Source organism: Bradyrhizobium nitroreducens, from assembly GCF_002776695.1.
GTDB classification, from domain to species: Bacteria; Pseudomonadota; Alphaproteobacteria; order Rhizobiales; family Xanthobacteraceae; genus Bradyrhizobium; species Bradyrhizobium nitroreducens.
On the sequence record NZ_LFJC01000003.1, the window covers coordinates 5,302,026 to 5,328,080 of the forward strand.

At 66.0% G+C, this 26,055-nt stretch carries 20 protein-coding genes; 9 read left to right on the top strand and 11 right to left on the bottom strand.

Features of this window, described 5'->3' with window-relative positions; translation table 11 throughout:
- Positions 1–10 precede the first annotated feature (10 nt).
- The 3 genes from TSA1_RS25570 to TSA1_RS25580 form a co-directional block, all read right to left on the bottom strand.
- Positions 11–712 (bottom strand): type 1 glutamine amidotransferase domain-containing protein, encoded by a 702-nt coding sequence (locus tag TSA1_RS25570; RefSeq protein ID WP_100178743.1) that lies wholly within the window; start codon positions 710–712, stop codon positions 11–13.
- 183 nt (positions 713–895) lie between these two features.
- A complete protein-coding gene (locus tag TSA1_RS25575) occupies positions 896–1,603 on the bottom strand; it encodes a hypothetical protein (RefSeq protein WP_100178744.1) in 708 nt (235 codons plus the stop codon).
- Between the two features lie 118 nt (positions 1,604–1,721).
- Positions 1,722–4,580 carry an ATP-binding protein gene (locus TSA1_RS25580; RefSeq protein WP_100178745.1) on the bottom strand — a complete coding sequence of 953 codons (2,859 nt, stop codon included), beginning with the start codon at positions 4,578–4,580 and terminating at the stop codon, positions 1,722–1,724.
- Positions 4,581–4,902: 322 nt separating this feature from the next.
- Between TSA1_RS25580 and TSA1_RS25585 the strand changes: the two genes are divergently transcribed.
- The 6 genes from TSA1_RS25585 to msrA all read left to right on the top strand — a co-directional run bounded on the left by TSA1_RS25585 (position 4,903) and on the right by msrA (position 9,928).
- Entirely contained in the window at positions 4,903–5,571 is a 669-nt protein-coding gene (locus TSA1_RS25585) for a sensor histidine kinase (RefSeq protein WP_100181340.1), read from the top strand.
- 44 nt (positions 5,572–5,615) lie between these two features.
- On the top strand, positions 5,616–6,305 hold the full coding sequence (locus tag TSA1_RS25590; protein WP_100178746.1) for a VOC family protein: 690 nt from the start codon (positions 5,616–5,618) through the stop codon (positions 6,303–6,305).
- Positions 6,306–6,556: 251 nt separating this feature from the next.
- Positions 6,557–7,870, top strand: coding sequence for an epoxide hydrolase family protein (locus TSA1_RS25595; protein ID WP_100178747.1), 1,314 nt, complete (start codon positions 6,557–6,559; stop codon positions 7,868–7,870).
- A 26-nt stretch (positions 7,871–7,896) separates the two neighbouring features.
- On the top strand, positions 7,897–8,745 hold the full coding sequence (locus tag TSA1_RS25600) for an enoyl-CoA hydratase/isomerase family protein (RefSeq protein WP_100178748.1): 849 nt from the start codon (positions 7,897–7,899) through the stop codon (positions 8,743–8,745).
- Between the two features lie 109 nt (positions 8,746–8,854).
- Entirely contained in the window at positions 8,855–9,277 is a 423-nt protein-coding gene (locus tag TSA1_RS25605; RefSeq protein WP_100181341.1) for an OsmC family protein, read from the top strand.
- Between the two features lie 138 nt (positions 9,278–9,415).
- Positions 9,416–9,928, top strand: a complete 513-nt coding sequence (msrA, locus tag TSA1_RS25610; RefSeq protein ID WP_100178749.1) for a peptide-methionine (S)-S-oxide reductase MsrA — start codon at positions 9,416–9,418, stop codon at positions 9,926–9,928.
- 223 nt (positions 9,929–10,151) lie between these two features.
- Here the strand turns inward: msrA and TSA1_RS25615 are convergent, their stop codons facing one another.
- The gene (locus TSA1_RS25615) at positions 10,152–10,793 is read right to left on the bottom strand and encodes a TetR/AcrR family transcriptional regulator (protein WP_174719067.1); all 642 of its coding nucleotides are present in this window, start codon (positions 10,791–10,793) and stop codon (positions 10,152–10,154) included.
- 140 nt (positions 10,794–10,933) lie between these two features.
- Here TSA1_RS25615 and TSA1_RS25620 point away from each other — a divergent pair, with 140 nt between their 5' ends.
- The 3 genes from TSA1_RS25620 (at position 10,934) to TSA1_RS25630 (ending at position 14,583) form a co-directional block, all read left to right on the top strand.
- A complete protein-coding gene (locus tag TSA1_RS25620; RefSeq protein ID WP_100178751.1) occupies positions 10,934–12,076 on the top strand; it encodes an HlyD family secretion protein in 1,143 nt (380 codons plus the stop codon).
- Positions 12,073–13,557, top strand: a complete 1,485-nt coding sequence (locus tag TSA1_RS25625; protein ID WP_100178752.1) for an MDR family MFS transporter — start codon at positions 12,073–12,075, stop codon at positions 13,555–13,557. Before TSA1_RS25620 ends, TSA1_RS25625 begins: the two co-directional genes overlap by 4 nt.
- Positions 13,558–13,644: 87 nt before the next feature.
- On the top strand, positions 13,645–14,583 hold the full coding sequence (locus TSA1_RS25630; RefSeq protein ID WP_100178753.1) for an aldo/keto reductase: 939 nt from the start codon (positions 13,645–13,647) through the stop codon (positions 14,581–14,583).
- A 19-nt stretch (positions 14,584–14,602) separates the two neighbouring features.
- Here the strand turns inward: TSA1_RS25630 and TSA1_RS25635 are convergent, their stop codons facing one another.
- From TSA1_RS25635 to TSA1_RS25665, 7 genes are all read right to left on the bottom strand, one after another.
- Positions 14,603–17,446 carry an ATP-binding protein gene (locus tag TSA1_RS25635; protein ID WP_100178754.1) on the bottom strand — a complete coding sequence of 948 codons (2,844 nt, stop codon included), beginning with the start codon at positions 17,444–17,446 and terminating at the stop codon, positions 14,603–14,605.
- 158 nt (positions 17,447–17,604) lie between these two features.
- Entirely contained in the window at positions 17,605–18,759 is a 1,155-nt protein-coding gene (locus TSA1_RS25640; protein WP_100178755.1) for an MFS transporter, read from the bottom strand.
- A gap of 58 nt (positions 18,760–18,817) precedes the next feature.
- A complete protein-coding gene (locus TSA1_RS25645; protein WP_100178756.1) occupies positions 18,818–20,149 on the bottom strand; it encodes an ATP-binding protein in 1,332 nt (443 codons plus the stop codon).
- On the bottom strand, positions 20,146–20,859 hold the full coding sequence (locus tag TSA1_RS25650; protein WP_142252391.1) for a response regulator: 714 nt from the start codon (positions 20,857–20,859) through the stop codon (positions 20,146–20,148). The genes TSA1_RS25645 and TSA1_RS25650 overlap by 4 nt, the downstream gene beginning before the upstream one ends.
- 90 nt (positions 20,860–20,949) lie before the next feature.
- Entirely contained in the window at positions 20,950–22,911 is a 1,962-nt protein-coding gene (locus TSA1_RS25655; RefSeq protein ID WP_100178758.1) for a MacB family efflux pump subunit, read from the bottom strand.
- A gap of 1 nt (position 22,912) precedes the next feature.
- Complete coding sequence (locus tag TSA1_RS25660; protein ID WP_100178759.1) at positions 22,913–24,145, bottom strand: efflux RND transporter periplasmic adaptor subunit; 1,233 nt, start codon at positions 24,143–24,145, stop codon at positions 22,913–22,915.
- Positions 24,142–25,701 carry an efflux transporter outer membrane subunit gene (locus TSA1_RS25665; protein WP_245448579.1) on the bottom strand — a complete coding sequence of 520 codons (1,560 nt, stop codon included), beginning with the start codon at positions 25,699–25,701 and terminating at the stop codon, positions 24,142–24,144. Before TSA1_RS25665 ends, TSA1_RS25660 begins: the two co-directional genes overlap by 4 nt.
- Between the last annotated feature and the right edge of the window lie 354 nt (positions 25,702–26,055).

The window sequence follows — 26,055 nt, forward strand, 5'->3', positions numbered from 1 at the left end:
GTCCGAAAATCTATGATGCCTTCGCCATCTGCTTGCCCCTGAGAGCAGCCAGCAGGGTTTGGGCGGCCGGACCCGAGGAATGCGGGTTCTGGCCCGTGATCAGCAGGCCGTCGCTGACGACGTGGGGCGTCCAGTTGGCCTTTTTCGAGAAGGTGGCGCCAAGGCGCAGCATTTCGTCTTCGACCAGGAACGGCACCACCTTGGTGAGGCCGACCGCCTCCTCTTCGCCGTTGGTGAAGCCGGTCACCTCCTTGCCCTGCACCAGCGGCTTGCCGTCAGGCGTTTTGACGTGGCGCAGCGCGGCCGGGGAGTGACAGACGATGGCGACATGCTTGCCGGCGGCGAAGAAAGACTCGATCAGCTTGACTGAGGCGGGGTCTTCGGCGAGGTCCCACATCGGGCCGTGGCCGCCGGGATAGAACAGCGTGTCGAACTCCTCCTGCCTGACGCTGTCGAGGCGAAGCGTCTTGTCGAGCTGCGCTTCCGCAGCCGCATCGGCCTCGAAGCGGAGCGTCAGGTCGGTGCGGAACTCCGGCTCGTTGCTCTTGGGGTCGAGCGGTGGACGGCCGCCCTTGGGCGAGACCAGCGTGATCTCCGCGCCGGCGTCCTTGAAGACATAATAGGGGGCCGCGAGCTCTTCGAGCCAGAAGCCGGTCTTGCGTCCGGTGTCGCCGAGTTGATCGTGGGACGTGAGAACCATCAGTACTTTCATGACTGTCTCCCTTGTCTGCATTTGCCGAACGACGCGTTCCGGCCTGAAGATGCGTCCGCTTGCCTCGTGCGAGCAGCTCGTTTGATGCGCGCGTGCGCAATCTGCACCCAAGGCAGTCCGTTGGCTCGTTATGTGTTGTTAGACGTTGAGAGCGGGCCGTCGTCAGGCTCGCGCGCGTCGCCGTTATTCGAACACGGCGTCGAAGATCTCGACGTCCATGAGCACGGGCCTGGCGACCACGGTTCCGTCTGGCCGCAACGTCTGAATGCGTCGAAGCGTCGGCACCACGATGCCGCCGAAGCTGTCGTGAGCCCAGGAGGAGTGCGCGACCTTCATTCCGAAGAGATCGTGATCCGTGCGCCGCTGCAAGGCGCTCTCGTCGAAATAGAAGATCTGCTCCGGCGCGAGCGTGATGATGTGCGAGGGGAATCGCGCACGCAGCCGCCGCCACGTTTCGGTGCCCTCTTGCCAGGGCGGCAGCTCTTCCACCACGACATCCTCATGGGCGAGCAGGAACGGGTTGGTCAGATAGTTCCAGATCGTCACGCCGCAGAAGAAGACGAGATGCAGCTCGTCCGCGAGCGCAGGTGGGCTGGCTTCGGGGAACGCGAGGCTCGGGTTGCGCCAGGTCCGCAGGACTGCGCCATCCGGGCTCTCGATGGTGACCGCGTCGGGTTGAAAGGAGCCGGAATATTCACCGCCGGTAATGCCGGTAAAGCGGACCGACTGCGTCCGGGGCGAGCCCTCTGCCGTCACGTCCTTGAATTCCCCGGCATGTCCTGCGTTGGAAAATAGCGTTCCGCCAACGGAAAGGTGGAGCGTGAACCGGTTCAAGCTGTTCCAGCGGGCCAATCCACCGCTGGCATCGATCACATCATCAAGAAGCGCCATGTCCCGCCATATCCACCGTGCAGCGTTTCCACCATGGCGGGGCCGATGCGGCTTGGCGTGTTAGAAGTTGTTAGGAGTTGCGAGCGGGCGGGATGGCGGTATCTCGTTGAAGATGCTCTCAATTCAGGGCGACCAGCAACGCCTTGGCGGCGATCAGATCGCGCGTCTCGAAGCCCTCCTCGTACCGTGCGACGAGCGGGGTGAGCAGGGCGCGCGCGTCGCCGGCCTTGCCCGCCCGCTGCCAGATCCGGCTGAGGCTGATCGCCCCGCGGAGCTCCCAGCCGACCGCGTATTGGCGCCGGGATAGATCGAGCGATTTGCGCAAGGTGCTCTCGGCTTCCGCGGCGTTGCCCAACCCGGCGAGGATGTCGGCCTTGATCCGGAGCATTTCCGGCATGTCAAAGGATTCGCCGTGATCGGGGATCTGGGCAATGGCCTCATTGATCGTCTGCAGGGCCTCGTCGGGCTGGTTCTGGGAGGCGAGACCCTCCGCAAGCGCCGTCGCAAACACCGTTGTCATGATCCGATGCCGTGTTGCCAAGAGCGTGGCCTGGCTGCGGCGGAGGTGCTCGATGCCCCCGTCAACGTCGCCGCGTCGCAGCAGCAGCTCGCCCTTCTGGCCGATGCCGACCGCGTGATAGGGGCCGAGGAAGTGCCGCGCGGAATGATCGATCAGCCGCTCGATCAGAATTTCGGCGTTGGCCCAGTCGCCGACCCAGAGGAACACGTAGATCGTCCAGATCAGGGAGATGCCGAGCGTGAGCGGCTGTTCGAGCAGTTCGGCCTCGCGCACCGTGTATCGCGCCGCCTCGATCGCACGCCCGGGCCGGCCCGTCAGCCACAGTCCGCGCGCCAGCGCCACCAGGGCGACGATGCGGTCGTCGTAGCCAAGATGCCCGATATTCAGCCGCTGCGAGCCGGGATTATGCACCATCGCGCTCGCGCAGAACTGCACGGCCTTGTCCTGGTTGCCGATCAAATGATGCGCGACACCGAGCATCCATTCCACGTTCAGCGTGCTGGCGGGGTCGTTCAGCTTTCGCGCGACGCTCTCACCCTGCTCGCCGGTGCCGAGCGCACCGTGAAAATCTCCGACCCTGGTCAGGTAGATATGCAATCCGCGCAGCAGCCAGAGCTGCCAGTGCAGGTCCTCGAGCTCCCGGGCAAGCTGGAGACTGCGCGTGAATGCCGTGCGAACCGCTTCGGTATTGCCCTGCGTGAACATCACGGAGACGCCGAGCGCGGCCTGCAGCGTCATCTCCTGACGGCTGTCGATCGTGTCGGTTTCGAGCGAAGCAAGGGCCTGCTGGGTCCAGCGATAGCACTCCGTCAGCAAGGTCAGCTCGAGGAAGAACTGGGCGGCCGAAGCCGCAAGATCGACCCCGATCGCCCGATCGCCGCCGTCCGAAAAGCTCCAGCTCAGCGCGGCCCGGACATTGGGCAGATGGTCCGCGTAGGGGAGGAAACCGCCCGCGCTCTGCATGCCCGTGGATTTGAGCGCGATGTCGCGCAGGAAATCGCGGAAATATTCGGCATGGGCGCGCGCGACGCGGTCCGTTTCCCCGTTCTCGGCGAGCTTGTCGGCGACGAAGGCGCGGGTGGTGTCGAGCAGGCGATAGCGCAGCCGACGCTCCGCGGGTGAGGTCGCAATCAGCGATTTGGAGAGCAGGTTCGAGATCGCTTCCACCGCCTCGGGCTCGCTGATGTCCTGGCAGGACGCGACGGCCAGCGCGGCCTCCAGCGTGAACGGCCCGACGAACACCGACAATCCGCGCAGCGTCGCACTTTCGGCCGAGGGCAGCAGATCGTAGCTCCAGGCCAGCGCCGCGCTCAGGGTCTGGTGCCGCGGAATCGCGGTGCGCCGTCCCCGCCACAGCAGCGAGAACCGGCCGTCCAGCAGCGAGGCGGTTCCCGCTATGCCATAGGCGTTGACACGTCCGGCTGCGAGCTCGATCGCGAGCGCAATGCCGTCCAGCCGCCGACAGATCTCGGCGACCAGCGGGGCATCCTCCTCGCTGAGCTCGAATTCGCTCAGGCTCTCCGCAATGCGTTCCACGAAGAGCTGGCTTGCGGGATAGGCAAGGATATCGGCGATGCCGAGCCCGTCGCGCTGCGGCGGGCAATCCAGCGGAAACAGCCGATGGACGCGCTCACCTTCGGTGCGAAGGGATTCCCGGCTGGTGGCCAGGATATGCAGCCCCGGCGCCTCCAGCACGAGGCGCTCGGCCAGAGGGGCGAGCTCGTCGAGGATGTGCTCGCAGCTGTCGAACACCAGCAGCATCCGCCGGCTGCGCAGGAAGGTCAGCAAGCCCGGCACCGGGTCGTCGGAATTGACGGTGAGGCCGAGCGCGGCCGCGATCGTGCCCGGAACGAGCCTGACATCCGTCAGCGCGCCGAAGTCGACGAAACGCACCTGGCCATCGAAGGCTGCAAGCTCGGCATGCGCGACGGCAAGTGCGACCGACGTCTTGCCGATTCCGCCCGGGCCGACGATTGTGACGAAACGATGCAGCGCAAGCTCGGCGGAAATCTTCGCGACCGCGTCGTCACGCCCGATCATCTTGGCGAGCGGCGCCGGCAGCGAGCGGGGCGAAGCGGCGGGATCGCCGGTCCGGATCTCCGGTGGCGCGGCCCGGAGCAGCGGAGCCGCGAAGCAATAGCCGCGTCCGGGGACGTTGATCACGTAGCGGGAACCTTCGCCGGCATCGCCCGAGGCCTTATCGTTCAAGGCCTTGCGCAACGTCGTGATGTGGAAACGCAGGCTGCCTTCGTCGACATTCACGTCGGCCCAGACGCGCTTGATCAACTCCCGCTTGTCGACGACCTCGCCGGCTCGCTCGGCGAGGCAGATCAGGATATCGAGCGCGCGGCCGCCGAGATGATGCGGGACGCCGTCCTTTTCGAGCAATCGCGATTTTGCGAACAAGCGGAAGGGCCCGAAGGCAATAGCCGAATCCTGCTCGTTGGTGTCTGGCACGGGCGAGTAATTCCGGTGAAAGGACTGAAATCCGCACTTTGAACTACCAGAACGCGCCGTCCAGTAAACTGGCCGAAAGTGGCGAAATCGCGTGGCCCTCGGCCGATTGCATGGAGGCGATCCCGGCAATCTCACCCAAAAGCAGCGATTTTGGGCACGTCCGGGCGAGCTCGGCAGTCCCATCGGCAGCGATCGACCGGGCGCTGACCCGGTGCCTGCACCGTCCTTCATAACAGAATCTTGCAACGTCTAACGAGCTAAACAGGTGCGATGCATCCAGTATGGCCTTCGCGTTAGATCCTATTTCAACGGGGAGGCCATGATGTCCGGTATCGGTGCTCGGCCGAACGACCACGTCGTTCGATCTCAATTCGTCGCCAGTCTCGATGACCAGTCGCGTGATTGGGAGCTCGTGCTGCGGGAGTCCCACCATCGCATGAAGAATACGCTCACTCTGCTCGGTGCGTCAGTTCGCCGCGATTTCACGCGCGCAGGCAGAGGGGATGTGTCGATGGCGGTGGACCGGCTCGAGCGGCGCATCGTTGCCTTCGGCAGGCTCTATCAGCTCCTGTCCGACAATGATGACCCGTCGATGGTGTCCGTCGCGCCCTTCTTCGAAAATCTCTGCGGGGCGCTCTCCGAAGCCGTGCTGGAGCCGGCGGGCATCCGCTGCGAAGCTGCGATCGAAAGCGGCAATTTGCCGGCAGCGCAGTGCCATCGGCTCGCGCTGATGCTGACCGAGCTGGTCACGAATGCGGCAAAACACGCCTTTCCGAACAAATCTGGCGCGCTGATCCGTGTCGATCTGGCCGACCGCCACGGCGCCTGGCTCTGCACGGTGGCCGACAACGGCATCGGCGCCACCGCACCGCTGCAGGGCACCGGCAGCCGTATCCTCGAAGGGCTCGCACGCAGCATCCACGCGAAGCTGCACGGCGAGGCGGGGCAGGGCGGCACGCGCGTGACCATCGCGGTGCCGGCGGCCGTCTGATGAATCGTACGTGCTTGCAATCCGCATTTCATCAGGAGCTCGACATGGCCACCATCGACATCGAACGCGACGCCGCGACCGAGCCCTCCAAGTCCCGTAGCGTCGATCTGAAGCTCGAAGTCGTCGTGATCCCGGTGTCTGACGTGGATCGCGCCAAGGCGTTCTACGCACGCCTCGGCTGGCGGCTGGACGCCGATTTCAGCTCGGGCAACGACTGGCGCGTGATCCAGTTCACGCCGCCGGGATCGGCGTGCTCGGTGATCTTCGGCAGGAACGTCACGGCTGCGGCTCCCGGTTCGGCGCGCGGCCTGTATCTGATCGTCTCCGATCTCGACGCCGCCCGAAAGGATCTGCTCGACCGCGGCATCGCGGTCAGCGAGCCGTTCCATGGTGCCGGCGATGTCCATGCCGGTCCCGACGAGCCATATCTGTTCGGCAGCGTTCGCGTCAGCGGCGCCGACCCGAAGCGCGGCAGTTACAGCTCGTTCGCCTCGTTCAGTGATCCCGACGGCAACGGCTGGCTGTTCCAGGAGGTCACGACGCGGCTGCCGGGTCGCATCGCGGGCGACGGCACGACGTTCGCCTCGACAACCGATCTTGCCGCGGCCCTGCGCCGCGCCGCAGTGGCGCATGGCGAGCACGAGAAGCGGACGGGCGGGCATGACGAGAACTGGGCCGATTGGTACGCCGACTACATCGTGCGCGAGCAGGCCGGCCAGACGCTGCCGTCCTGACGCTGCTGCATTCTTCCCTGACGGCGCGTGCACGATGATGTCTTCGTCGCGCGCCGCTTGCATTGTATCGCGCGGCTTCGCAACAAGCATCCATCACTTGCCTCGACTGCGCAGACTCGCAAGGGATAACGCGCTCTAACAACCCATAACGAGCAAATCGCAAGCGCCTGCGTCAATCTTTCTGCACACGAACCGATGCGTCGAATTTCAAATTCGGTCAGCGTCGCCGACCAAAGCAAGGGAGATTCAAAATGACCACGCAAGCACGCGCCGACATCCTCAACCCCGATCGCCGTCAATTGCTGGGCCAGGCCGCGATGACGGCGGTCGCCGCCAGCGTCTCGAGCCTGCTGCCGCTGCGTTCCGCAAAGGCGGGAGTGAGCGACGCGATCCGACCGTTCCAGGTCAACGTGCCCGAAGCGGATCTGCTCGATCTCCGCCGCCGTCTCGCCGCGACGCGATGGCCGGACCGGGAAATCGTTGCCGACCAGTCCCAGGGCGTGCAATTGACGACGGTGCAGCAGCTCGTGCGCTACTGGCAGAACGATTACGACTGGCGCCGGATGGAGGCGCGGCTGAACGCGATGCCGCAATTCGTCACCGGGATCGACGGCGTCGACATCCATTTCATTCACGTCCGCTCCCGGCACGAGAATGCGCTGCCGATGATCGTCACACATGGCTGGCCGGGCTCGATCATCGAGCAGATGAAGATCGTCGGACCGCTGACCGATCCGACCGCGCATGGCGGAACGGCGGCCGACGCGTTCGATCTCGTGATCCCCTCGCTGCCCGGCCACGGCTTCTCCGGTAAGCCGGCGACGCTCGGCTGGGATCCCCAGCGCATTGCGCGGGCCTGGATCGTGCTGATGAAGCGCCTCGGCTACAGCCGTTATGTCGCGCAAGGTGGCGACTGGGGCAATGCCGTCACCGAGCAGATGGCGCTGGTCGCCCCGCCGGAGCTGCTCGGCATTCATACCAACATGCCGGCGACCGTCCCTGACGACATCGCCAAGGCGTTGCAGCCCGGCGGGACGCGGCCGTCGAACCTCTCGACCGAGGAGCGCATTGCCTACGACCAGCTCGACGATTTCTATAAGCACGGCCTCGGCTATGCCATCGAGATGTCGAACCGGCCGCAGACGCTTCTTGGCCTGGTGGATTCGCCGGCGGGCCTTGCGTCCTGGATGCTCGATCACGATGCGCGCAGCGCCGCGATGATCGCGCGCGTGTTCGACGGCAAGACGGAAGGCCTGACGCGCGACGACGTGGTCGACAACATCACGCTCTACTGGCTCACCAACACCGCGGTGTCGTCGGCGCGACTCTATTGGGAGAACAAGCTGGTGTTCTTCGCGCCCAAGCACGTCAAGATCCCGGTCGCGGTCAGCGTCTTCCCGGACGAGATCTATGCCGCGCCGCGCAGCTGGGCCGAGAAGGCCTATCCGAAGCTGATGCACTACAACCGTCTCGACAAGGGCGGCCACTTCGCGGCCTGGGAGCAGCCCGCATTGTTCACTGCGGAAATGCGCACCGCGTTCCGTCCGCTGCGCCAGTCGATCTGACATCAAGCGACATCAGGAGTGAGACCATGAACCGCCCCGAACGTACTTTCACGACCGACGAGATCCGCCTGGAGCGCCGGCTGCCGACCTACTGGCGCGTCACCTTCGACATGCCGCCGGTCAATATCTTCGGCCCGCGGCATCTTCCGCTGCTCAGCGACATCGTCACCGCGATCGAGACCGATCCGGACGTGAAGGTCGTGGTGTTCGACAGCGCCGTCGAAGGCTTCTTCATCACGCATTACGATTTCCTCGCGCCGCTGGAGGAGTCGCTTGCCGTTCCGCCGGGTCCGACGGGCCTGCAGTCGCTGCCTGACACGCTGGTGCGTCTCAGCCGCGCGCCGGTCGTCTCCATCGCCTCGATCCGGGGCCGCGCGACCGGTGTCGGCAGCGAGCTCGCGCTCGCGAGCGACATGCGCTTTGCCAGCCGCGAGAAGGCGATCCTGTCGCAATGGGAGGTCGGTGCGGGCCTCGTGCCCGGCGGCGGACCGATGGCGCGGTTGCCGCGGCTGATGGGCCGTGGCCGCGCGCTCGAAGTGCTGCTCGGCGCCGACGACGTTCATGGCGATCTCGCCGAGCGCTACGGCTATGTGAACCGGTCGATGCCGGATGCCGAGCTCGACGGCTTCGTCGAGGCGCTCGCGATGCGTATCGCGTCTTTCGACAAGGAGGCCCTCGCCGAGACCAAACGCCTTGTCGATGTCGCGAGCCTGCCGCCGGATGTGGAGATCAAGCCGGAATGGGACGCGTTCCTGGCCGCGCTCGGCCGGCCTGCGAGCCAGACCCGCCTCAAGACGCTGATGGCGCGCGGCTTCCATCGCGCCGGCGACGTCGAGAACCGGCTGGGCTTCCACGTCGGACAGATCGGCAGCTGAGGGAACCGCAGCGGCGCTCGACCGGTTTTGAAGGGGCAGGGGCGCCACGCCGATGTCGCCTTTACCCGGTACGAGCGGCGATCCTCAAACACAAGCCAGGAGAACCATGATGATCCGCAAGGCAACAGCAGTCTGGAAAGGCACCGGTCGCGATGGCACCGGCCATCTCTCGAGCGAATCCGGCGTGCTCGCGCAGACGCCCTATTCGTTCAAGACCCGCTTCGAGAACGAGAAGGGCACCAATCCCGAGGAGTTGATCGCGGCCGCGCATGCGGGTTGCTTTGCGATGGCGCTGGCCTTCGGTCTTCAGATGGCCGGCTTCACGCCGGACGAACTCTCGACCGAAGCCGCCGTCACGCTCGAGCCCGAAGGCAAGGGCTTCAAGATCAGCAAGTCGGCGCTCACCCTGCGCGCCAAGGTGCCGAACCTCGACGATGCAGGCTTTGCCAGGATCGCCGGTGAGGCCGAGAAGAACTGCCCGGTCTCGAAGGTGCTCAACGCCGCAATCACGCTCGACGCCAAGCTGGGCTAGGCGCGCGCGTCAATTCGTGCCATCCGGGCCGAGGGCCCGGATGGTCGTACAGGGTATGCCCGGCTTTCGGCCGGGCTGCGGAAGGCTTAGGATGTGGAAGATGCAGAACCGACAGGGTGGTCAATTGGGAGCGGACAAATGACGATGGAACGCGCAGTTTTGGCCGGAGGCTGCTTCTGGGGCATGCAGGATCTGATCCGCAAGCAGCCGGGCGTGATCTCCACGCGCGTCGGCTACACCGGCGGGCACGTCAAGAACGCCACTTACCGCAATCACGAAGGCCACGCCGAGGCGATCGAGATCATGTTCGATCCCGCCAAGACCAGCTTCAGGACCATGCTGGAGTTCTTCTTCCAGATCCATGATCCGACCACGCTCAACCGTCAGGGCAATGATCTCGGCACGAGCTACCGCTCGGCGATCTTCTACACGAGCGACGAGCAGAGACGTATTGCCGAGGACACCATTGCCGACGTCGAGGCGTCGGGCCTGTGGCCGGGCAAGGTGGTGACCGAGGTCGCGCCTGCAGCCGAGTTCTGGGAGGCCGAGCCCGAGCATCAGGATTATCTCGAACGTTATCCGGACGGCTACACTTGCCACTTCATCCGGCCCGACTGGAAGCTGCCGCGCCGCGCGGCTGCGGTCCAATAGTCGCGAGATCATCGGGAAAGACCGGCGCTGTATCGTCTACCTGACGGCAGCGATCCCTAAGTCACGCTTGAAGGTCACGAGGAGGGGGCCATGGCGAACGTCTCCGACACCTTCTACGCGCCCGGCGCGGCACCGATCGTCGCGCAGCTGGCCGGTATCTGCTCAGGAAGCCGGATCGTCGCGGTCACCTGCCGGCGTCGCGATGGCGAGAACGACTCGCGGCTCAATGCGCCGCTGCGCGGAATCCGCAGATCACGTCCACTGCCTTCCGGGCCAGCTCTCTCAGCTCGGCGCGGCGGACGCCGGCGCGGGCCCGGATGGCGATGGTATGCATCGTGGCTGAGGCGAGGATGGCAAGGGCCGCGGGGTCGGCGTCGCGCTTCAACTCGCCCTTGTCCTGAGCGCGACGGAAACGTGCCTCGAAATCGGCATCGATCGCATGCAGTCCCGCCGCAACGCTGCTGCGGATTGCCGCATCTTCTGCCACTTCGGTCACGGCGGTCCCGACCACGAAACAGCCCCGCGTGGTTCCCTTGCCGGAAAAATAGATCGACAGTGCGGCGTCATAGGCCTGCATCAGGGCTTCGTCCAAGGGATGGTCCCCCGCGAGGGCCTCGCGCGTTGCGGCAAGGCTCATCTCCCAATAGCGCGCGAGCGCTTCGAGATAGAGCGCGTGCTTGTTGCCGAACACTGCGTAGAGGCTCGGTGGGCTCATGCCGGTCGCGGCGGCAACCTTGTCCAGGGATGTGCCGGAGTAACCGGTTCTCCAGAACGTCTCCGTGGCCCGCCTGAGGGCGGTCTCTGCGTCATAGGCGGGCGGCCGTCCGCGGCGCGCCGGGCCGGTTACGCTCTTTTTTCGTGCCATATCGCCAGGATCCCGGTTGTGCTGCTTCACAAATATATTTGTATAGATCGTTATAAAAATCAATGGCCGCGCATCTTGATCACCACACCGGAGTACAATATTTGTAACGATCGTTAGTAAATTAGATGAGGACGAGGACGATGCGTCTGAATATCGCGCCAATCGCCGGCTGGTGGGGCGATCGCAGCTTCCGCGGGAGCGAGGGGGCTGCGCAATTTTTCCGAGCGGACCTTGGCAAGCGGCTGCGGCGCCCCCTGATGCTGGTGGTGCCGGCCATGGCCGCCGTGTTCGGCGCCTTCGTGTATCTGGCGCAGGAACAATATGTTTCGACCGACGATGCGTTCGTGCGTGCCGCCAAGGTGACCATCAACGCGCGGGTGTCGGGCCAGGCGGTCGAGATCGCCGTGCGCGATAACGAGCGCGTGCGACGGGGGCAGGTCCTGTTCCGGATCGACCCCGAGCCCTATCAGATTGCGGTCGATCAGGCCGAGGCCCGGCTCGGCAGCGCGCGGCTCCAGATCGACTCCCTCAAGGCGACCTACCGCCAGCAGCAGGCGGAGCTGCAATCGGCCAAGGAATCCGCTTCCTTTGACGAGCGCGAGTTCGATCGCAAGAAGACGCTGGTGGCCTCCGACTTCACGCCGCGCGCGGTCTATGAGCGGGCCGAGACCGATCTCAAGGTCGCCCGCCACCGCATGGCATCGATCGAACAGCAGATCGCCAACACGGTCGTCGCGCTCAACGGCGATCCCGATATCGACGCCGATCGTCATCCGACGGTCCGCGCGGCAAGAGCCCAGCTCGACCGCGCGCGGCTCGATCTCTCCTACGCCACGGTGGTTGCGCCCGACGATGGCATCGTGACGAAGGTGGACGACTTGCAGATCGGGGGTTTCGTCAATGCGGGAGCGCCGACGTTCTCGCTGATGTCGAGCCGGGACATCTGGATCGAGGCGAATTTTCGCGAGACCGGCCTGACCCACATGCGTCCGGGCCAGGAGGCGACGATCGACGTCGATGCCTATCCGGATCGCAAGTTCAGGGCGCATATCGTCAGCATGAGCCCCGGTACCGGATCGGACTTCTCGGTCCTGCCGCCGGAAAATGCGACCGGGAACTGGGTCAAGGTGGTCCAGCGGTTGCCGGTGCGCCTCGAGCTCGACGATCTCGATCCGACCCGGCCGCTGTTCTCCGGCATCAGCGTGACGGCGCGGGTCGACACCGGCCATCGCCGCAGCTGGCCGTATCGCTTCCAAAGCGCGCTTGCGACGGAGGTCCAATGAGCACGACCGTCCCATCGACCGCCGCGGCCGGCGACCATCGCGCGATCTCCGCGGCGGCCCTCGTCGCGATCTACATGCAGGCCGTCAACATCTCGATACCGAATGCAGCATTGCCGCACATTCAGGCGACGCTCTCGATGGCGAATGACGAGGTCGGCTGGGTGTTTTCCTCGTATATCGCGGCGAGTGCCGTGACCATGTCGATCACGCAGTGGCTCGCGGGTCGCCATGGCCGCAAGGTGGTCTATCAGGCGGCCCTCGCCATCTTCACGCTCGGGCTCGTCCTCGACACGCTGGCAACGACGTCGATCCAGTTCGTGCTGGCGCGGATTCTCCAGGGCGCGGCGAGCGGCCCGCTCGCGCCGCTCTCCGTGGCAATCCTGCTCGAGGCGACGCCGCCGGCGCGGCACGCGCGCATGGGCTTGGCATCGACGGTCTGCTCGCTGCTCGGCATCAGCACTGGCCCCGCCATTGGCGGCTGGCTCAGCGAATATTACGGCTGGGCGTCGATCTTCTACGTCAGCCTGCCGATGACGGCCTTCATCTTGCTGACGATGGCCGCGCTGCTGAGCGAGAAGCGGGCCGAGCGAAGCCAGCCGTTCGATTTCTTCGGCCTGACGACCTTTTCCGTCGGCATGATCGGGCTACAGATGCTGCTGGACCGCGGCGAGCGCCTCGAATGGTTCGCCTCGACGGAGATCTGGGTCGAAGCAATCGCCTCGATCCTGGGCTTCTATCTCTTCGGGGTGCACGTGTTGACGACCCGGGAGCATTTTCTCCGCACGGCGCTGTTCAGGGATCGCAATCTCGTCCTCTCGACGGTCATCTCCTTCGCGCTTGGCTTCGTCCTGTTGCCGACACTGGCGTTGACGTCTCCGATGTTGGAGGAATTGCTCAACTATCCCGTCGACACCACGGGCTACATGACCGTTCCGCGTGGTGTGGCGCTGGTGTTGACGAGCCTCGTTCCGGGGCAGGTCGACTACCGGCCGTTCCTCATGGGCGGAATGGCATTGGTGGTCTATGCCAATTGGCTGATGCTCGGCTATTCGCCGGCGATGGATTGGCGGCCGGTCGTCGAAGCCGGTCTTCTCCAGGGTGCGGGGCTCGGCATGGTGCTGCCGGCGCTGGCGAGGGCCGCGTTCGGCACGCTCGATCCGAAACTTCGTCCCGAGGGTAGCGCGCTGATCAACCTGTCGCGCCTCTATGGCAGCACCATCGGCATCGCGGTGGTCCAGCTGTTCTTCTATGCCAACACCCAGGCCGTGCATATCGCGCTCGCCAAGCACCTCACGCCGTTCCGTGTGGCGGCGCTTGGTGCGGGCTCGACCGGGAAGCCTGGCCTTGCCGCGCTCAACGGCATGGTCACGCATCAGGCGGCCACGGTCGCGGTCATCGATCAGTTCGAGATCCTGATGTTCGCCATGCTCGTCGTGATCCCGCTGGTGTTCTTTCTTCGCAAGCCGCGTCCCGCCGGCTGACGCCGGAGGGTCGTGAAATGACGTTGTATCCGCAACCTCGATCGCTTCGTCCGCATCGCGCGGCTGGCAGTCAACAAGGAGTATCCCATGACGACCTCCGATTCACTTCGTGACACGAAGATTCCCACCCATGAGGCCGTGACGATTCCAGCAGTCGGATTTGGCACGCTCATTCCCGATCCGCTGGTGACGAGGCAGGCCACCAGGGCCGCATTGGAGGCCGGATTTCGACATCTCGATTGTGCGGAGCGCTATCGCAACGAAGCGGCCGTCGGCAATGCGATGCAGGACGCGTTCAGAGCGGGCACGCTTCGGCGTCAGGACCTGTTCGTGACGACGAAGCTGTGGAACACCAATCATCGGCCGGAGCGGGTCAAGCCTGCCTTCGACGCCAGCCGCCGGCGGCTGCAAGTCGACGACATCGACTGCTATATCATCCATACGCCCTTTGCCTTTCAGCCCGGCGACGAGCAGGATCCTCGGGACGCACACGGTCGGGTCATCTATGATTCCGGCGTTACGCTGGCGGAGACTTGGCACGCGATGGAGCGCCTTGTCGACGAGGGGCAATGCAAGTCGATCGGCCTGTCGGACATTACCCTGGAGAAGCTGCGCGAGATCGTCGCCGTGGCTCGGATCAGGCCTGCCATGGTGCAGGTCGAATCGCATCCGTATCTTCCCGAATGGGAGTTGCTCGATTTTTGCCGCGAGCACGGAATTGTCCTGCAAGCGTTTGCCGCGCTGGGACACGCCATGGAGCCGAACCTCCTGGCCGACCCGGTGATCACCGCCATCGCGGAACGCCTGAACAGGACGCCGGCCCAGGTTGCGCTGGCATGGGCCGTCCAGCGCGGCACGGCGTTCCTGACGACCTCGACCAATCCTCGGCGCATCCAGGAGAACTTCGATATTTCGACGCTGCCTGAAGACGCCATGCGGCAGATGCGAGACGGAATCACGACGAACATCCGGTTCAATTCGGTTGTCGAGACCGGCGTACCCGGATTCATTCCGCGGGCTGGATGAATCGCCTCTCGCGGACCGGTCAGGTCCGCAGTCGCTCGCTCAAATCGCGTGCGCTTCCGAGATCGGCGATGGCCGCGCCCTCGGCGAACGGCTCGCATGCACGTTCCAGAATTGCCAAGGCTTCTGCAGTCTGACCAGCTCCGCCGATCAACCGCGCGAGGCTGGTCGCGCATCGCAGCTCCCAGAAGCGCGCGCCCTGCTGGGCGGCTATGCCCATCGCCTCGCGAAAGTGCGCCTCGGCGTGCTCCGAATGCCGCGCGCTTCTCTGCATCAGCTCTCCCTTGATGCGGAGGAGTTCCGGCAAATACCAGAGCTCCTGCCGGTCGTTGCAACGGGCCAGGACGTCCTCGATCACGTCGAGGCCGCGATCGACCTGGTCGGCCTCGAGGAAACAGGCTGCGAGCTCGGCGAGCAGAGGCAGAAAGCGCGGCAGGAAGCGCGCGTCGCCGGCACGATTGAGCTCTTCGCGCAGCAGCGGCAGGCCCGTCGCGATGTCGCCGCGCCTCGCCATGACCGCGGCGTTGAAGGCCCGTGCCCACAGGCCCCACGGCCGGATGGCGTGGCGCTCGGTGTGTTCGAGCAGCTCGGCGCCGTGACGCTCGGCGGCATCGAAATCGCCGGACCAGAACGCGATCGGGCAGGCGGCCTGTCCCAGCACGCTGCAGAAGGTCAGCGCGTGGCCGTTGGCACGGCCTTCCTCGATGTTGTTGGCGGCCAGCGCCTGGGCCTGATCGGCGAGGCCCTGTAGCCAGAGGATGCGGGCCCGGAAATATTGCGTCGATATCCTGAGGTCGAGCGGGAAGATTTTCGGCTTCGTGACCAGCACATGCAGCGAGGCGTTCACCCGATCGATATGCTGCCGCGCCTCGTGCTGGCTGCCCAGATAGTGCAGCGCGACCGCCATCAGGCGGTCACCCAGCATGAGATCGGTGTCGTCGGATGAATTCGCCGCGGCGTTCGCAAAGCGGTCGGCGAGTGCACGGGCCTTGCCGAACTGACCGTTGTTGAACTGGTCGATGCACAGGCCCCAGAGCGCGCGCAGCCGGAAATCCTTGTCGTCGAGGCTCTCGGCCAGCTCGAGGGTCGTCTCGAGGATCGGGCGCGCCTCGCGCGCGCGGCCCTCGCCATACATCAGCGACCAGCCGAGCGCCGACAGCAGCTGCATGCGGATGCGGTCGTTGCCGCCGTCGTCGCCGAGCGCCGCCAGTGCCGTCCGGCAGCGCTCACGGCATTCGGCGAACAGCGACAGACGCACCCACAAGGGCACCGCGGTCGCCGTCAGCGCGATGCCGAGCCTCGCATCGCCGCCTGCCGCGAAGGCCCAGTCCAGTGCCGCGCGCACATTGTCCAGCTCGCCGCCATAGGTGCTCAGCCATTCCGGCAGCGGCGTCGAAATGTCGGTCCCCGCGCGCTCGAGGAGGTCGCGAAAATGCTCCGCATGGCGCCGCGCGAACTGCCTGCTTTCGCCGAGCTCGTTCAGCTTGCCGAGCGCGTAGGTGCGCGTGGTGTCGAGCAGGCGATAGCGCAGGGTTCGCGAACCGGATGGCGAGATCAGCGATTTGGTGACCAGGCTGTCGATCGCCTCCAGCGTCTCGGACGTGCTGAGACCGTCGCCGGAGGCGACCGCGGCGGCGGCCTCGGGCGCGAACGGGCCTGCGAACACCGATAGCCGTCGCAGCGTCGCGCTTTCCGCCGGAGGCAGCAGGTCGTAGCTCCAGTCGAGCGCCGCGGCGAGGGTCTGGTGCCGCGGGACGGCCGTGCGTCGTCCCCGCCATTGCAGCGAAAAGCGGCTGTCGAGCAGGGATGCCGTGCCGGCGATGCCATACGCATTGACGCGGCCCGCCGCGAGCTCGATCGCCAGCGCAATGCCGTCGAGGCGCCGGCAGATGCTGGCGACGAGCGGCGCCTCTTCGGCGCTGAGCTGGAACGGACCCGAGCTCTGCGCGATGCGCTCGACGAAGAGCTGCGCGGCCGGGTAGGCGAGAACCTCGGCGGCTTCGAGGCCTTCGCGCTCGGGCGGACAATCCAGCGGGAACAACCGGAAAATCCGCTCGCCTTCGCTTCGGAACGACTCGCGGCTGGTCGCGAGAACACGAAGCTGCGGCGCTTCGCGAACGATGCGCTCGACGAACGGTGCCAGATTGTCCAGCACATGCTCGCAACTGTCGAAGATCAGCAAGGACGGCCCGGTCTTCAAGTACGTCAGGATGGCCGGCGTCGGATCCTCCGAGTTGACGGTCAGTCCGAGGACGGAGGCGATGGTGGTCGTAACATGGCTGGCATCGCGCAGCGGACTGAAATCGACGAAGAAGACGCGGCCGCCGAAATCCGCCGAGCGGCGATGCCCGACCGTGACGGCGACGGCGGTCTTGCCGATGCCGCCCGGGCCGACCACGGTCATGAAGCGATGGAGGGCAAGGCCGTTCGAAATCTTCTCGATCACCTCCTCGCGTCCGACCATCTTCGCAAGCTGAGCGGGCAGGGCGCGGGGAGGGGTGATCTCGGCGGAGGCTGGCGCGACCTGCGGGGCCGCTTGCGCGAACGAGGCGACGAAGCAATAGCCGCGGCCCGGCACATTGAGGACATAACGGGCCGACTTGCCGGTATCGCCGAGCACCTTGCGCAACGCGGCGACATGGAAGCGCAGGCTGCCCTCGTCGACATTGACGTCGGCCCAGATGCGCTTGACCAGCTCTCTCTTGTCGATGACTTCCCCGGGGCGTTCGGCCAGCACGATCAGAATATCGAGCGCGCGGCCGCCGACATGAAGCGGCGCCCCCTCCTTCTCCAACAGCCGGGACTTTGGAAACAGCCGAAAGGGTCCGAATGAAATGACCGAGTCGTGGTTATTATCAGCTGGCACGTGCCATTGCCCCCGCAACGGGAGTCAAAAAGGTATCCTGTTCTGATCTAGCAGAACGAGACGTCCAGTAAACTGGCCGAAAGCCGCATGGCTGGCAGACCTGCGCGGATGGCTTGGATCGCTCCAGCCCATCCGAATAATGCTTGAAACGGAAGGGGTTAGCTCGCCATGGTCGGAGCCGCGTCCTTTGTGACGAGGCGCGCGGACAGCATGACGAGGCCCATCAGCCCAGCCAGCAGCCAGAATGCCATGGGCAATCCCCCAAGACGCGCGACGAAGCCGACGCCGGCAGGGCCGATCAGGATCCCTGCATAGCCTGCGGTGGTGATCGCCGCGACCGCGAGCCCCGTCGGCATCACCGTTTGCCGAGCCGCCCGGCGGAACAGCACCGGCACGAGGTTGGACGCGCCGAGCCCGATCAGCAGGAATCCGGCGATGGCGACCGCCGCAACGGGCGCCGTGAGCAGGACCACAAAACCGCCGATCGCGATCAGGCTGCCCCAGAGCAAGGTCGTGCGGTCCCCGATGCGCGCGACGACGGCATCGCCGCCGAGCCGCCCCACCGTCATCGCGATCGAGAACACGATATAGCCCATTCCCCCCTGTGCCTCGGGGACGAGGCCCGCGCCAATCACGAGCAGCGCGCCCCAATCGAGCATGGCGCCCTCGACCAGGAAGGTGATGGCGCCGAGCAGCGCCAGCAGCAGCATCGATCCGTGCGGCAGCACGAACAGCGGGCCCTCCTGCACCTGTGCCGAACGCAGCAGGCGCGGCCAGGTCACGGCCATCGCGATCAGCATCAGGACGGAGCAGATCAGCGTGCAGGCGAGGGGGCCGAATTGCAGCGAGAGCAGCGCCGTCATCAACGCCGATCCGGCGAAGCCGCCGATGCTGAACAGCGCGTGGAAGCCGGACATCAGCGGGCGTCCCGCGGCGCGCTCCACCTCCACGGCGTGGATGTTCATGGCGACGTCGATCGAGCCGAGCGCGGCGCCGAAGGCGAACAGTGCCAGCGCCAGCGTGGCGGGCGCGCTTGCGACCGCGAGCAGGGGCAGCGCCAGCGCCAGACCGAAGCCGCCCGCAACGATGATCGGCCTGCTGCCATGGCGCGCGCTCATGATTCCGGTCAGCAGCATCGCGACGACCGAGCCGATGCCGAGGCTGAGCAGGAGCAGCCCGAGCACGCCGTCATCGACGCCGAGCCGCGTCTTCGCGAACGGCACCAGCGGCGCCCAGCACGCGATGCCGAAGCCCGCGACGAGGAAGGCGAGCCGGGTTGCAAGGCGGGTCGCCGGCCGGTCGGCAGAGGACATGGGAACTCGCGGGAGAAGCTGGGCAGGACGATCGACAAGCCCGAGGAATGCCGCGCCTTTATGACGGGGGCGTGCTCGAATTGTCGCGGCCGGCGCCCGAGAGCTGCAAGCGGACGCGCAGGCCGTTTGGCGCGTTGTCGAGCAGCTGCAGCGTTCCGTCATGCGCGGTCACGATCGCCTGTGCGATCGACAGGCCGAGGCCAAATCCGGCCGTCTCGTCCATGGTCCGGGCGTCCTCACCGCGCACGAAGGGCTCCAGCATCGCCGCCTTCCTTTCGTCGGGGATGCCCGGTCCATTGTCGGACACGTCGATGACGAGCCGATCCCCCGACGCCAACAGCGTGACCTCGACTTCGGTTCCGAAGCGCGTTGCGTTCTGCACGAGGTTGGTGATCGCGCGGATGATCTCGTCCGATCGCAGGATGAAGGCGGCCCTGTCCGGGCCGGAATAGCTCACGGCGTGGCCGCAATCGGAGAACTGCTCGCAGACCATCTGAAGCAGCGCGGCGACGTCGACCAACGTCGGCTTGATCGGGCTTTCGCTGCGCAACAGGGAGAGCACCGATTCCAGCATCGACTGCATCTGGTCGAGGTCGCGGACGGTCTGGATGCGTTGCGCCGGATCCTCGATATATTCCGAACGCAGCCGGAGCCGCGTGATCGGCGTGCGCAGATCATGGCTGATGGCGGCAAGCATTCGCGTCCGGTCGTTCATCAGCGCGCTGATGCGCTCGCGCATCCGGTTCAGCGCCCTGGCCGCGGACCTGATCTCCTCCGGCCCGTTTTCCGGCAGCGGCGGCGAGGACCGGCTCAGGCTGAAATTCTCCGCCGCACGCGCAAATGCCGACAGCGGCGAGGACAGTGCGCGGCCGGCCCAGATGCCGAGCAGCGTGACGCTCGCCACCAGGAACAGCAGCGTCGAGGTCCAGAGGCCGCTGACGAAGGCCGGCATCCTGGGCGACCCGATCGTGGCTTCGAGCACGTCGTCGCTGGCAAGATAGAACCAGACCCGATCCTCCTGCGCGCCGGAGCCGGCGATGAACTCGGCCCGGCCCCCAAGCGCGGACGGAATGGGGAGCGACGTTCGCGCCGGCAGCGGCGCAACGGACGTAGAGACGCCGTCCCGCAATTGCAGCTTGAGCGCCGGAAAGGTCCGGCTGATGCTGTCGAGAACGAGAGCGCGCTCCGCCTTGGGCGTATTGCTGATGATCCGCGCGATCAGCTCGAATTGCTCGATCGGGGTGTCGGCCAGCAGATTCGGCCGGTTGAGCAGGAAATATCCGGCGATCAGCACATGGATCAGGACCAGCGACACCAGCACCAGCGCCGCGATCTGGCCGCTGATCCGCCGGAAGCTGAACAGCGCCAGGATGTCGGTGGCGCGGCTCATGCTTCCTCCACCACCGGCGTGAAGACGTAACCGCCGGTGCGCACGGTCTTGATCACGGACGTCTCTTCCGTGCGGTCGAGCTTGCGGCGCAGCCGGCTGACCAGCACGTCGATGCTGCGGCCGAAGCTGCTGCCGGGACGGCCGCGCGTCACGCTCAGGAGATTGTCGCGGGTGAGGATGCGGCCGGCGCGTTCGCAGAAGGCCTGCAGCAGATCGAACTCGGCGCTGGTCAGCGGCACCTGCGCGCCCTCGGGGTCGCGCAACTCCCGCAAGCGAAGGTCGACGGTCCAGCCGTGGAACTTGAGGCGCGCTGCGGCGGAGCTGATCGTACGCCCGCTCGATTGCCGGCGCAGCACGGCGCTGATCCTGGCAACGAGTTCGCGCGGATTGAACGGTTTCGGCAGATAGTCGTCGGCCCCCATCTCGAGGCCGAGGATGCGATCGAGATCCTCGCCCTTCGCCGTGAGGATGATGATCGGCGTCATGGATTCCATACGCACGCGGCGGCACAGGCTGAGGCCGTCCTCCCCCGGCAGCATCAGGTCGAGCACGATCAGGTCGACCTTGTTCTGCGCCAGATACCGGTCCATCTCCTTGCCGTTCGTGACCGCGCCGACCGCAAACGAGTGCTCGCCGAGGTAACGCGAGATGAGGTCGCGGGTCTGCTGGTCGTCTTCGACGATCAGGATGTTTTGCGTGCCATTGGTCATGACGGGTACCGCATCGGGAATTCCGATCGTTGGCCGATTGGCGGACGATTGTCTCGTCCGAAGAACTACGGTCATGGTGCAATCCTAGAATCAGTCACGGCTCAAAGCCACCACGGGATCGAGGAAGGCGGCGCGGCGGGCCGGGAAGAAGCCGAAGGCGACCCCGATCCCGGTCGAGGTCAGGAATGCCGCGCCGATCGAGTACATCGAATAGGTGACCTGGAAGCCCGGCATCGCGATGTTGATCGCCATGCCGAGCAGGATCGCGATCAGGATGCCGGCGATGCCGCCGATGGACGAGATCAGCGTCGCCTCAACCAGGAATTGCTGCAGGATGTCGCTGCGCCGCGCGCCGACCGCCATGCGCACGCCGATCTCGCCGATCCGCTCCGACACCGAGACCAGCATGATGTTCATCACGCCGATGCCGCCGACGACCAGCGAGATCACCGCGATCGCGGCCACCAGGAAGGCGAGCGTCTGCGTCGTGCTGGTGATGGTGCGGCGGATGTCGTCGGTGTTGAGGATGACGAAATCCTTGGTGTTGTGCCGCTGCGTCAGCAGCGTGGTCACGGCGTCCTGCGCCAGGTTGGTCGAGACCGCGTCGCTGATCCGCAGCAGGATGCTGCGCAGGGCGCGATCGCCGGTGAACTGCGCCTGCACGGTGGTGTAGGGCAGGTACACCGACAGGTTCTGGTTGGAGCCGAATCCGCCCTGCTGCTGGGCGATGACGCCGACGATACGGCACGGCACCTTGCCGAGCCAGATCACGCGGCCGATGCCGGAGGTCTGGTCGTCGGCGAAGAACGTCTTGCGGGTGTTGTCGTCGATGACGGCCTGCCGCTCGATGTTGCGCACCGCATCGGCGTCGAACAGGCGTCCTTTCGCGAGCTTGGCGCCCTTGACCTGAAAATAGCTTTCTCCGACGCCGTTGACCAGCACGTTGGACTCGCTGCCGCGATAGCGCACCGTCGTGCTGGTCGAGACCGTCGGGGTAACCCCGGCGATGAAGTCCTGCCGGTCGAGCGCGCGGGCATCGCCGAGCACGAGCGTCTTGATCTTGCCGGCGCGCGCGTCGCCGAAGTCCTTGCCCGGAAACACCTCGATCGTGTTGGTGCCGAGGCTCGAGATGTCCGACAGCACCTTGCGCTGGGAAGCGTTGCCGAGCGCGACCACGGACGACACGGCGGCGATGCCGATGATGATGCCGAGCATGGTGAGGAAGGCGCGCAGCCGATGCGCGGCCATCGCCACCAGCGCCATCCGCGACGCCTCCCGCAGGCGTCCCAATCCGCCGCTCCAGCCGGTGCCGCCGGCCGAAGCCGCCCGCGGCGCTGCGGCAGCCGCTTCCGGTACGCCGGCGGCTTGCGTGCGGCGGTCGTCGACGATCCGGCCGTCCCGCAATTCGATGATGCGATCGGCCCGGGCGGCGACATCGGCATCGTGGGTGACGATGATGATCGTCCGCCCCTCGCGATGCAGTTCCTTCAGGATCTTCAGCACTTCCTCGCCGCTGCGCCGGTCGAGCGCGCCGGTCGGCTCGTCCGCCAGGATGACCTCCGCGCCGTTGATCAGCGCACGTGCGATCGAGACGCGCTGCTGCTGGCCGCCGGAGAGCTGGTTCGGGCGATGACCGCCCCTCGTGCCGACGCCGAGCCGCTCGAGCAGCCCATTCGCGCGCGCGCGTCGTTCGCGCGTATTGACGCCGGCATAGACGGCGGGGATCTCGACATTCGCGGTGGCGGAGAGGTCGCCAAGCAGGTGGTAGCGCTGGAAGATGAAGCCGAAATGCTCACGCCGCAGCGCCGCCAGTTGGTCGGCATCGAGCTCGGCGACGTTCTTGCCGGCGACGCGATAGGTGCCGGATGTCGGGCGGTCGAGACAGCCGAGGATGTTGAGCAGTGTCGATTTGCCCGATCCGGACGATCCGATGATCGCCACCATCTCGCCGGGCTGAATGCCCAGCGAGAGGTCGTCGAGCGCGACCACGCTGGTGTCTCCGGTCGCGAATTCCCGCCGGACGTTCTCCAGCGCGATGATCGGATCGGCCATGTCAGAGACCTCCGGGCGGGCCACTCGGCGCGCCGCGCGACGCGGTCTGCTCGCTCGCCTCTCCGGTGACGACCCGCTCGCCCGCGTCGAGACCGGACCTGATCTCCACGATGGTGCGATCGTTGAGGCCGGTTTTGACCTCGCGCTCGCTGACGTCACCGGACGCGCTGAGGGTGCGGACGGTGCTGCGGCCGTCGGATTTGCGCATCACGGCCAGCGCGGGGATCACCTTCACGCGCTTGGCCTCGCCGGTGACGATGTGAATCTCGGCGGTCATGTAGGTCCGCAGCGCATAGTCCTTGTTCGGGACGTTGAAGACGCCGATGTAGTAGATCGCCGTGCTGGTCGAGCTCGACGAACTCGAGCTCGAGCTGGACGAGGACGTGGTGGTCGAGGAGAAGCTGGCGTCGGTCTTGATCGACTCGGGGGCCGGCTCGATCTGCTCCAGCCGGGCCTCGTAGCGATGGTCCTGGTCGCCGAGGATGGTGAAGTACAGCGATTGTCCCGGCTTGACCTTGACGATGTCGGTCTCGGAGATCTCCGCCCGCACCGTCATGGTCTCGAGCTGGCCCAGCACGACGATGGTCGGCGCGGACTGCACCGCGTTGACCGTCTGTCCTTCCTGCGCCACCGTGGCGAGGACCGTGCCGTCGATCGGCGCGGTGATGCGGGTGTATTCGAGGTTCACGCGCGCGGTCTCGACACTGGCTTCCGCCCCCACGATCAGGGCTTCGAGGGCGGCGATCTGGGCGCGGGTCTGCCGCACGGTGGAATCCGCGCTGTCGAAATCGCTGCGCGATGTGGCGTGCTGCGCCAATGTCGCCTGCTGGCGCGCGAGGTTGGCCTCGGCCAGCACCAGCGCGGCCTCCTTCTCGGCCTTCTGCGCGCGGTAGTTCTTGAGCGACGCCTCGGAGCTGCGCAGATCGTTCTGCTTGGTGACGGGGTCGATCTGGGCGATGACGTCGCCGGCCTTGACCGTATCGCCAACGCGAACGTTGAGGGCGGTGATCCGGCCCGACACCTGCGCGCCGACCGCGGTCAGTCGCGCCGGCTTCAGCGTGCCGCTCGCGAGCACCTCCTCGCGCAGATCGCTGACGGTGACCGGCGCCGTGATGTAGGACTGCGCCTTGTTCGACGTCCCCGGAAAGCGCATGGCCGCGACGACGCCGGTCGCCACGACGGCGACGATTGCCGCGGCGATCTTCAGTCGCTTGGCGGTGATGATATCAGTCACTTCACCGTCTCCCGGACGTGCGGTCCCGTGTTGGTGTCCACGATGATTGGCGTCGAAATGTCGACCGGATCGGACCAGCCCCCGCCGAGCGCCTTGGCGAGGGAAATGTAGTCCTTGACCGCCGACACCTTGCTCTGGATCAGCGAATCCTCGGCCGAGTAGAGCGAGCGTTCGGCGTCCAGCACGTCGATGAAGCTGGCGCTGCCGGTCTCGAACAGCGACCGCGACAATCTTGCAGCCTCGCGGTAGTTCTTCGCGGCTTCCGCGAGCTTGGTCGCGCGGATGCGATCCTGCGACAGCGACACCAGTGCGTTCTCGACGTCCTCGAACGCGGTGAGCACGGTCGAATGGAACGTCGCGAACGCCTGGTCGCGTTGCGCCTCCGCGATCCTGACGGTGGCGAGGCGCTTGCCTGCGTCGAACACCGGCACCGTGACGGATGGCCCGACCGACCAGCTCACGCTGGAATATTTGGCGAGGTCGCCGGCGCGCAGCGCCGATGTGCCGACCGACCCGGTCAGCGACACCGCCGGATAGCGGTCGGCTTCGGCCGCGCCGATCTTGGCGGTGGCCTGCGCGAGCTTGCGTTCGGCGCTGGCAACATCGGGACGGTTCATCAAGAGATCCGCGGGCAGGCCCGTGGGCAGCGGCATGCGCGGCGCCGGCACGGGTGCGGATTTCGCCATCAGCGCAGCGACGCCGTCCGGCGGCCGTCCGAGCAGGATGCCGAGACGGTGAATGTCGGCGGCAAGCGCGGCCTGATAGGTCGGCACGTTCGCTTCCGTGCTGGCGGCCTGTGCGGTGGCCTTGGCGAGATCGACGGCGTTGCCGCTGCCGGCGTCGTACTTGCTGCGGGTGAGCTTTTCGGTGTCGCGTTGCGAGGTCGATGTGCGCTGCGCCAGCGCGATCCGGGCCTGATAGCCGCGCGCCTCGACGTAATAGGCGGCGACATCGCCGATCAACGTGACGAGGCTGTCGCGCAAATCCTCTTCGGCGGATTGCTCGCCGCGCAGCGCCGCCTCGATGCTCCGCTGCGTGCCGCCGAACAGGTCGAGCTCCCAGCTCGAATCGAAGCTCGCCTGGTGCAGCGTGTAGGGTGAAGTGTCGACCACGGTCGAGGCGGAGCCGGCGCTGCTCTTGTTGTCGGTCACCGAGGCCGAGCCGCTCACCGAAGGAAACAGGCCGGCGCTGGTCTGTTGAACCGTTGCGCGTGCCTCGCGCACGACCGCCTTGGCCTTGGCAACGCTCGGATTGGCGTCGACGGCCTGCTCGATCAGACGGTTGAGCAAGGGATCGCGCAGGCGCAGCCACCAGCGATCCAGCGTGCCGGCCTGCCGGCGCGACGCCGGTCTGGCGCTCCAGTGCGCGGGCATGTCGAGCTTCGGCGGTCCGGCATAGTCCGGGCCGACGGCGCAGCCGGCCAACATCGCGCCCAACATCAATGCGGCGCAGGCCGATCCGGCGCGCGAGAAGGCGGCGCGCAACGGGGGCGACGTCGGGCGATGGTTCTGCTCTAGGGCTGGCGTGGGAACGGTGGCGAACACGCGTAACGGCATCAAATCGGCTGAGATCCATGGCCTTGCCGGGGGCGGGCGATGCCCGTGGCCCTCGGAATGGGTAGTCGGAACCGGGTCCATTAGCCGCCCGATCGTGGCCTTTCGGCAGCCTGAACGTTGCTGAATGTAAACAGATGTTGCGCGGCATCTCGGCGCCCCGCCGCCGCAGGGCGTCAGGTCCCTGTTTCGCCGCCGCGTCAAGCCCTTCGCGTCAAAATATTCCACTTTACCGAAATTCGGTTTTGTCGTATGTGTCGTTCATCCCGGCTTATCCAAGAGGGGCGACTTGTGGTCGTCTTGTTCGCGAGCCGGGGTTGCGGTGGACGCGGCAGCGTCGGCATGAGAGGTGCGGGC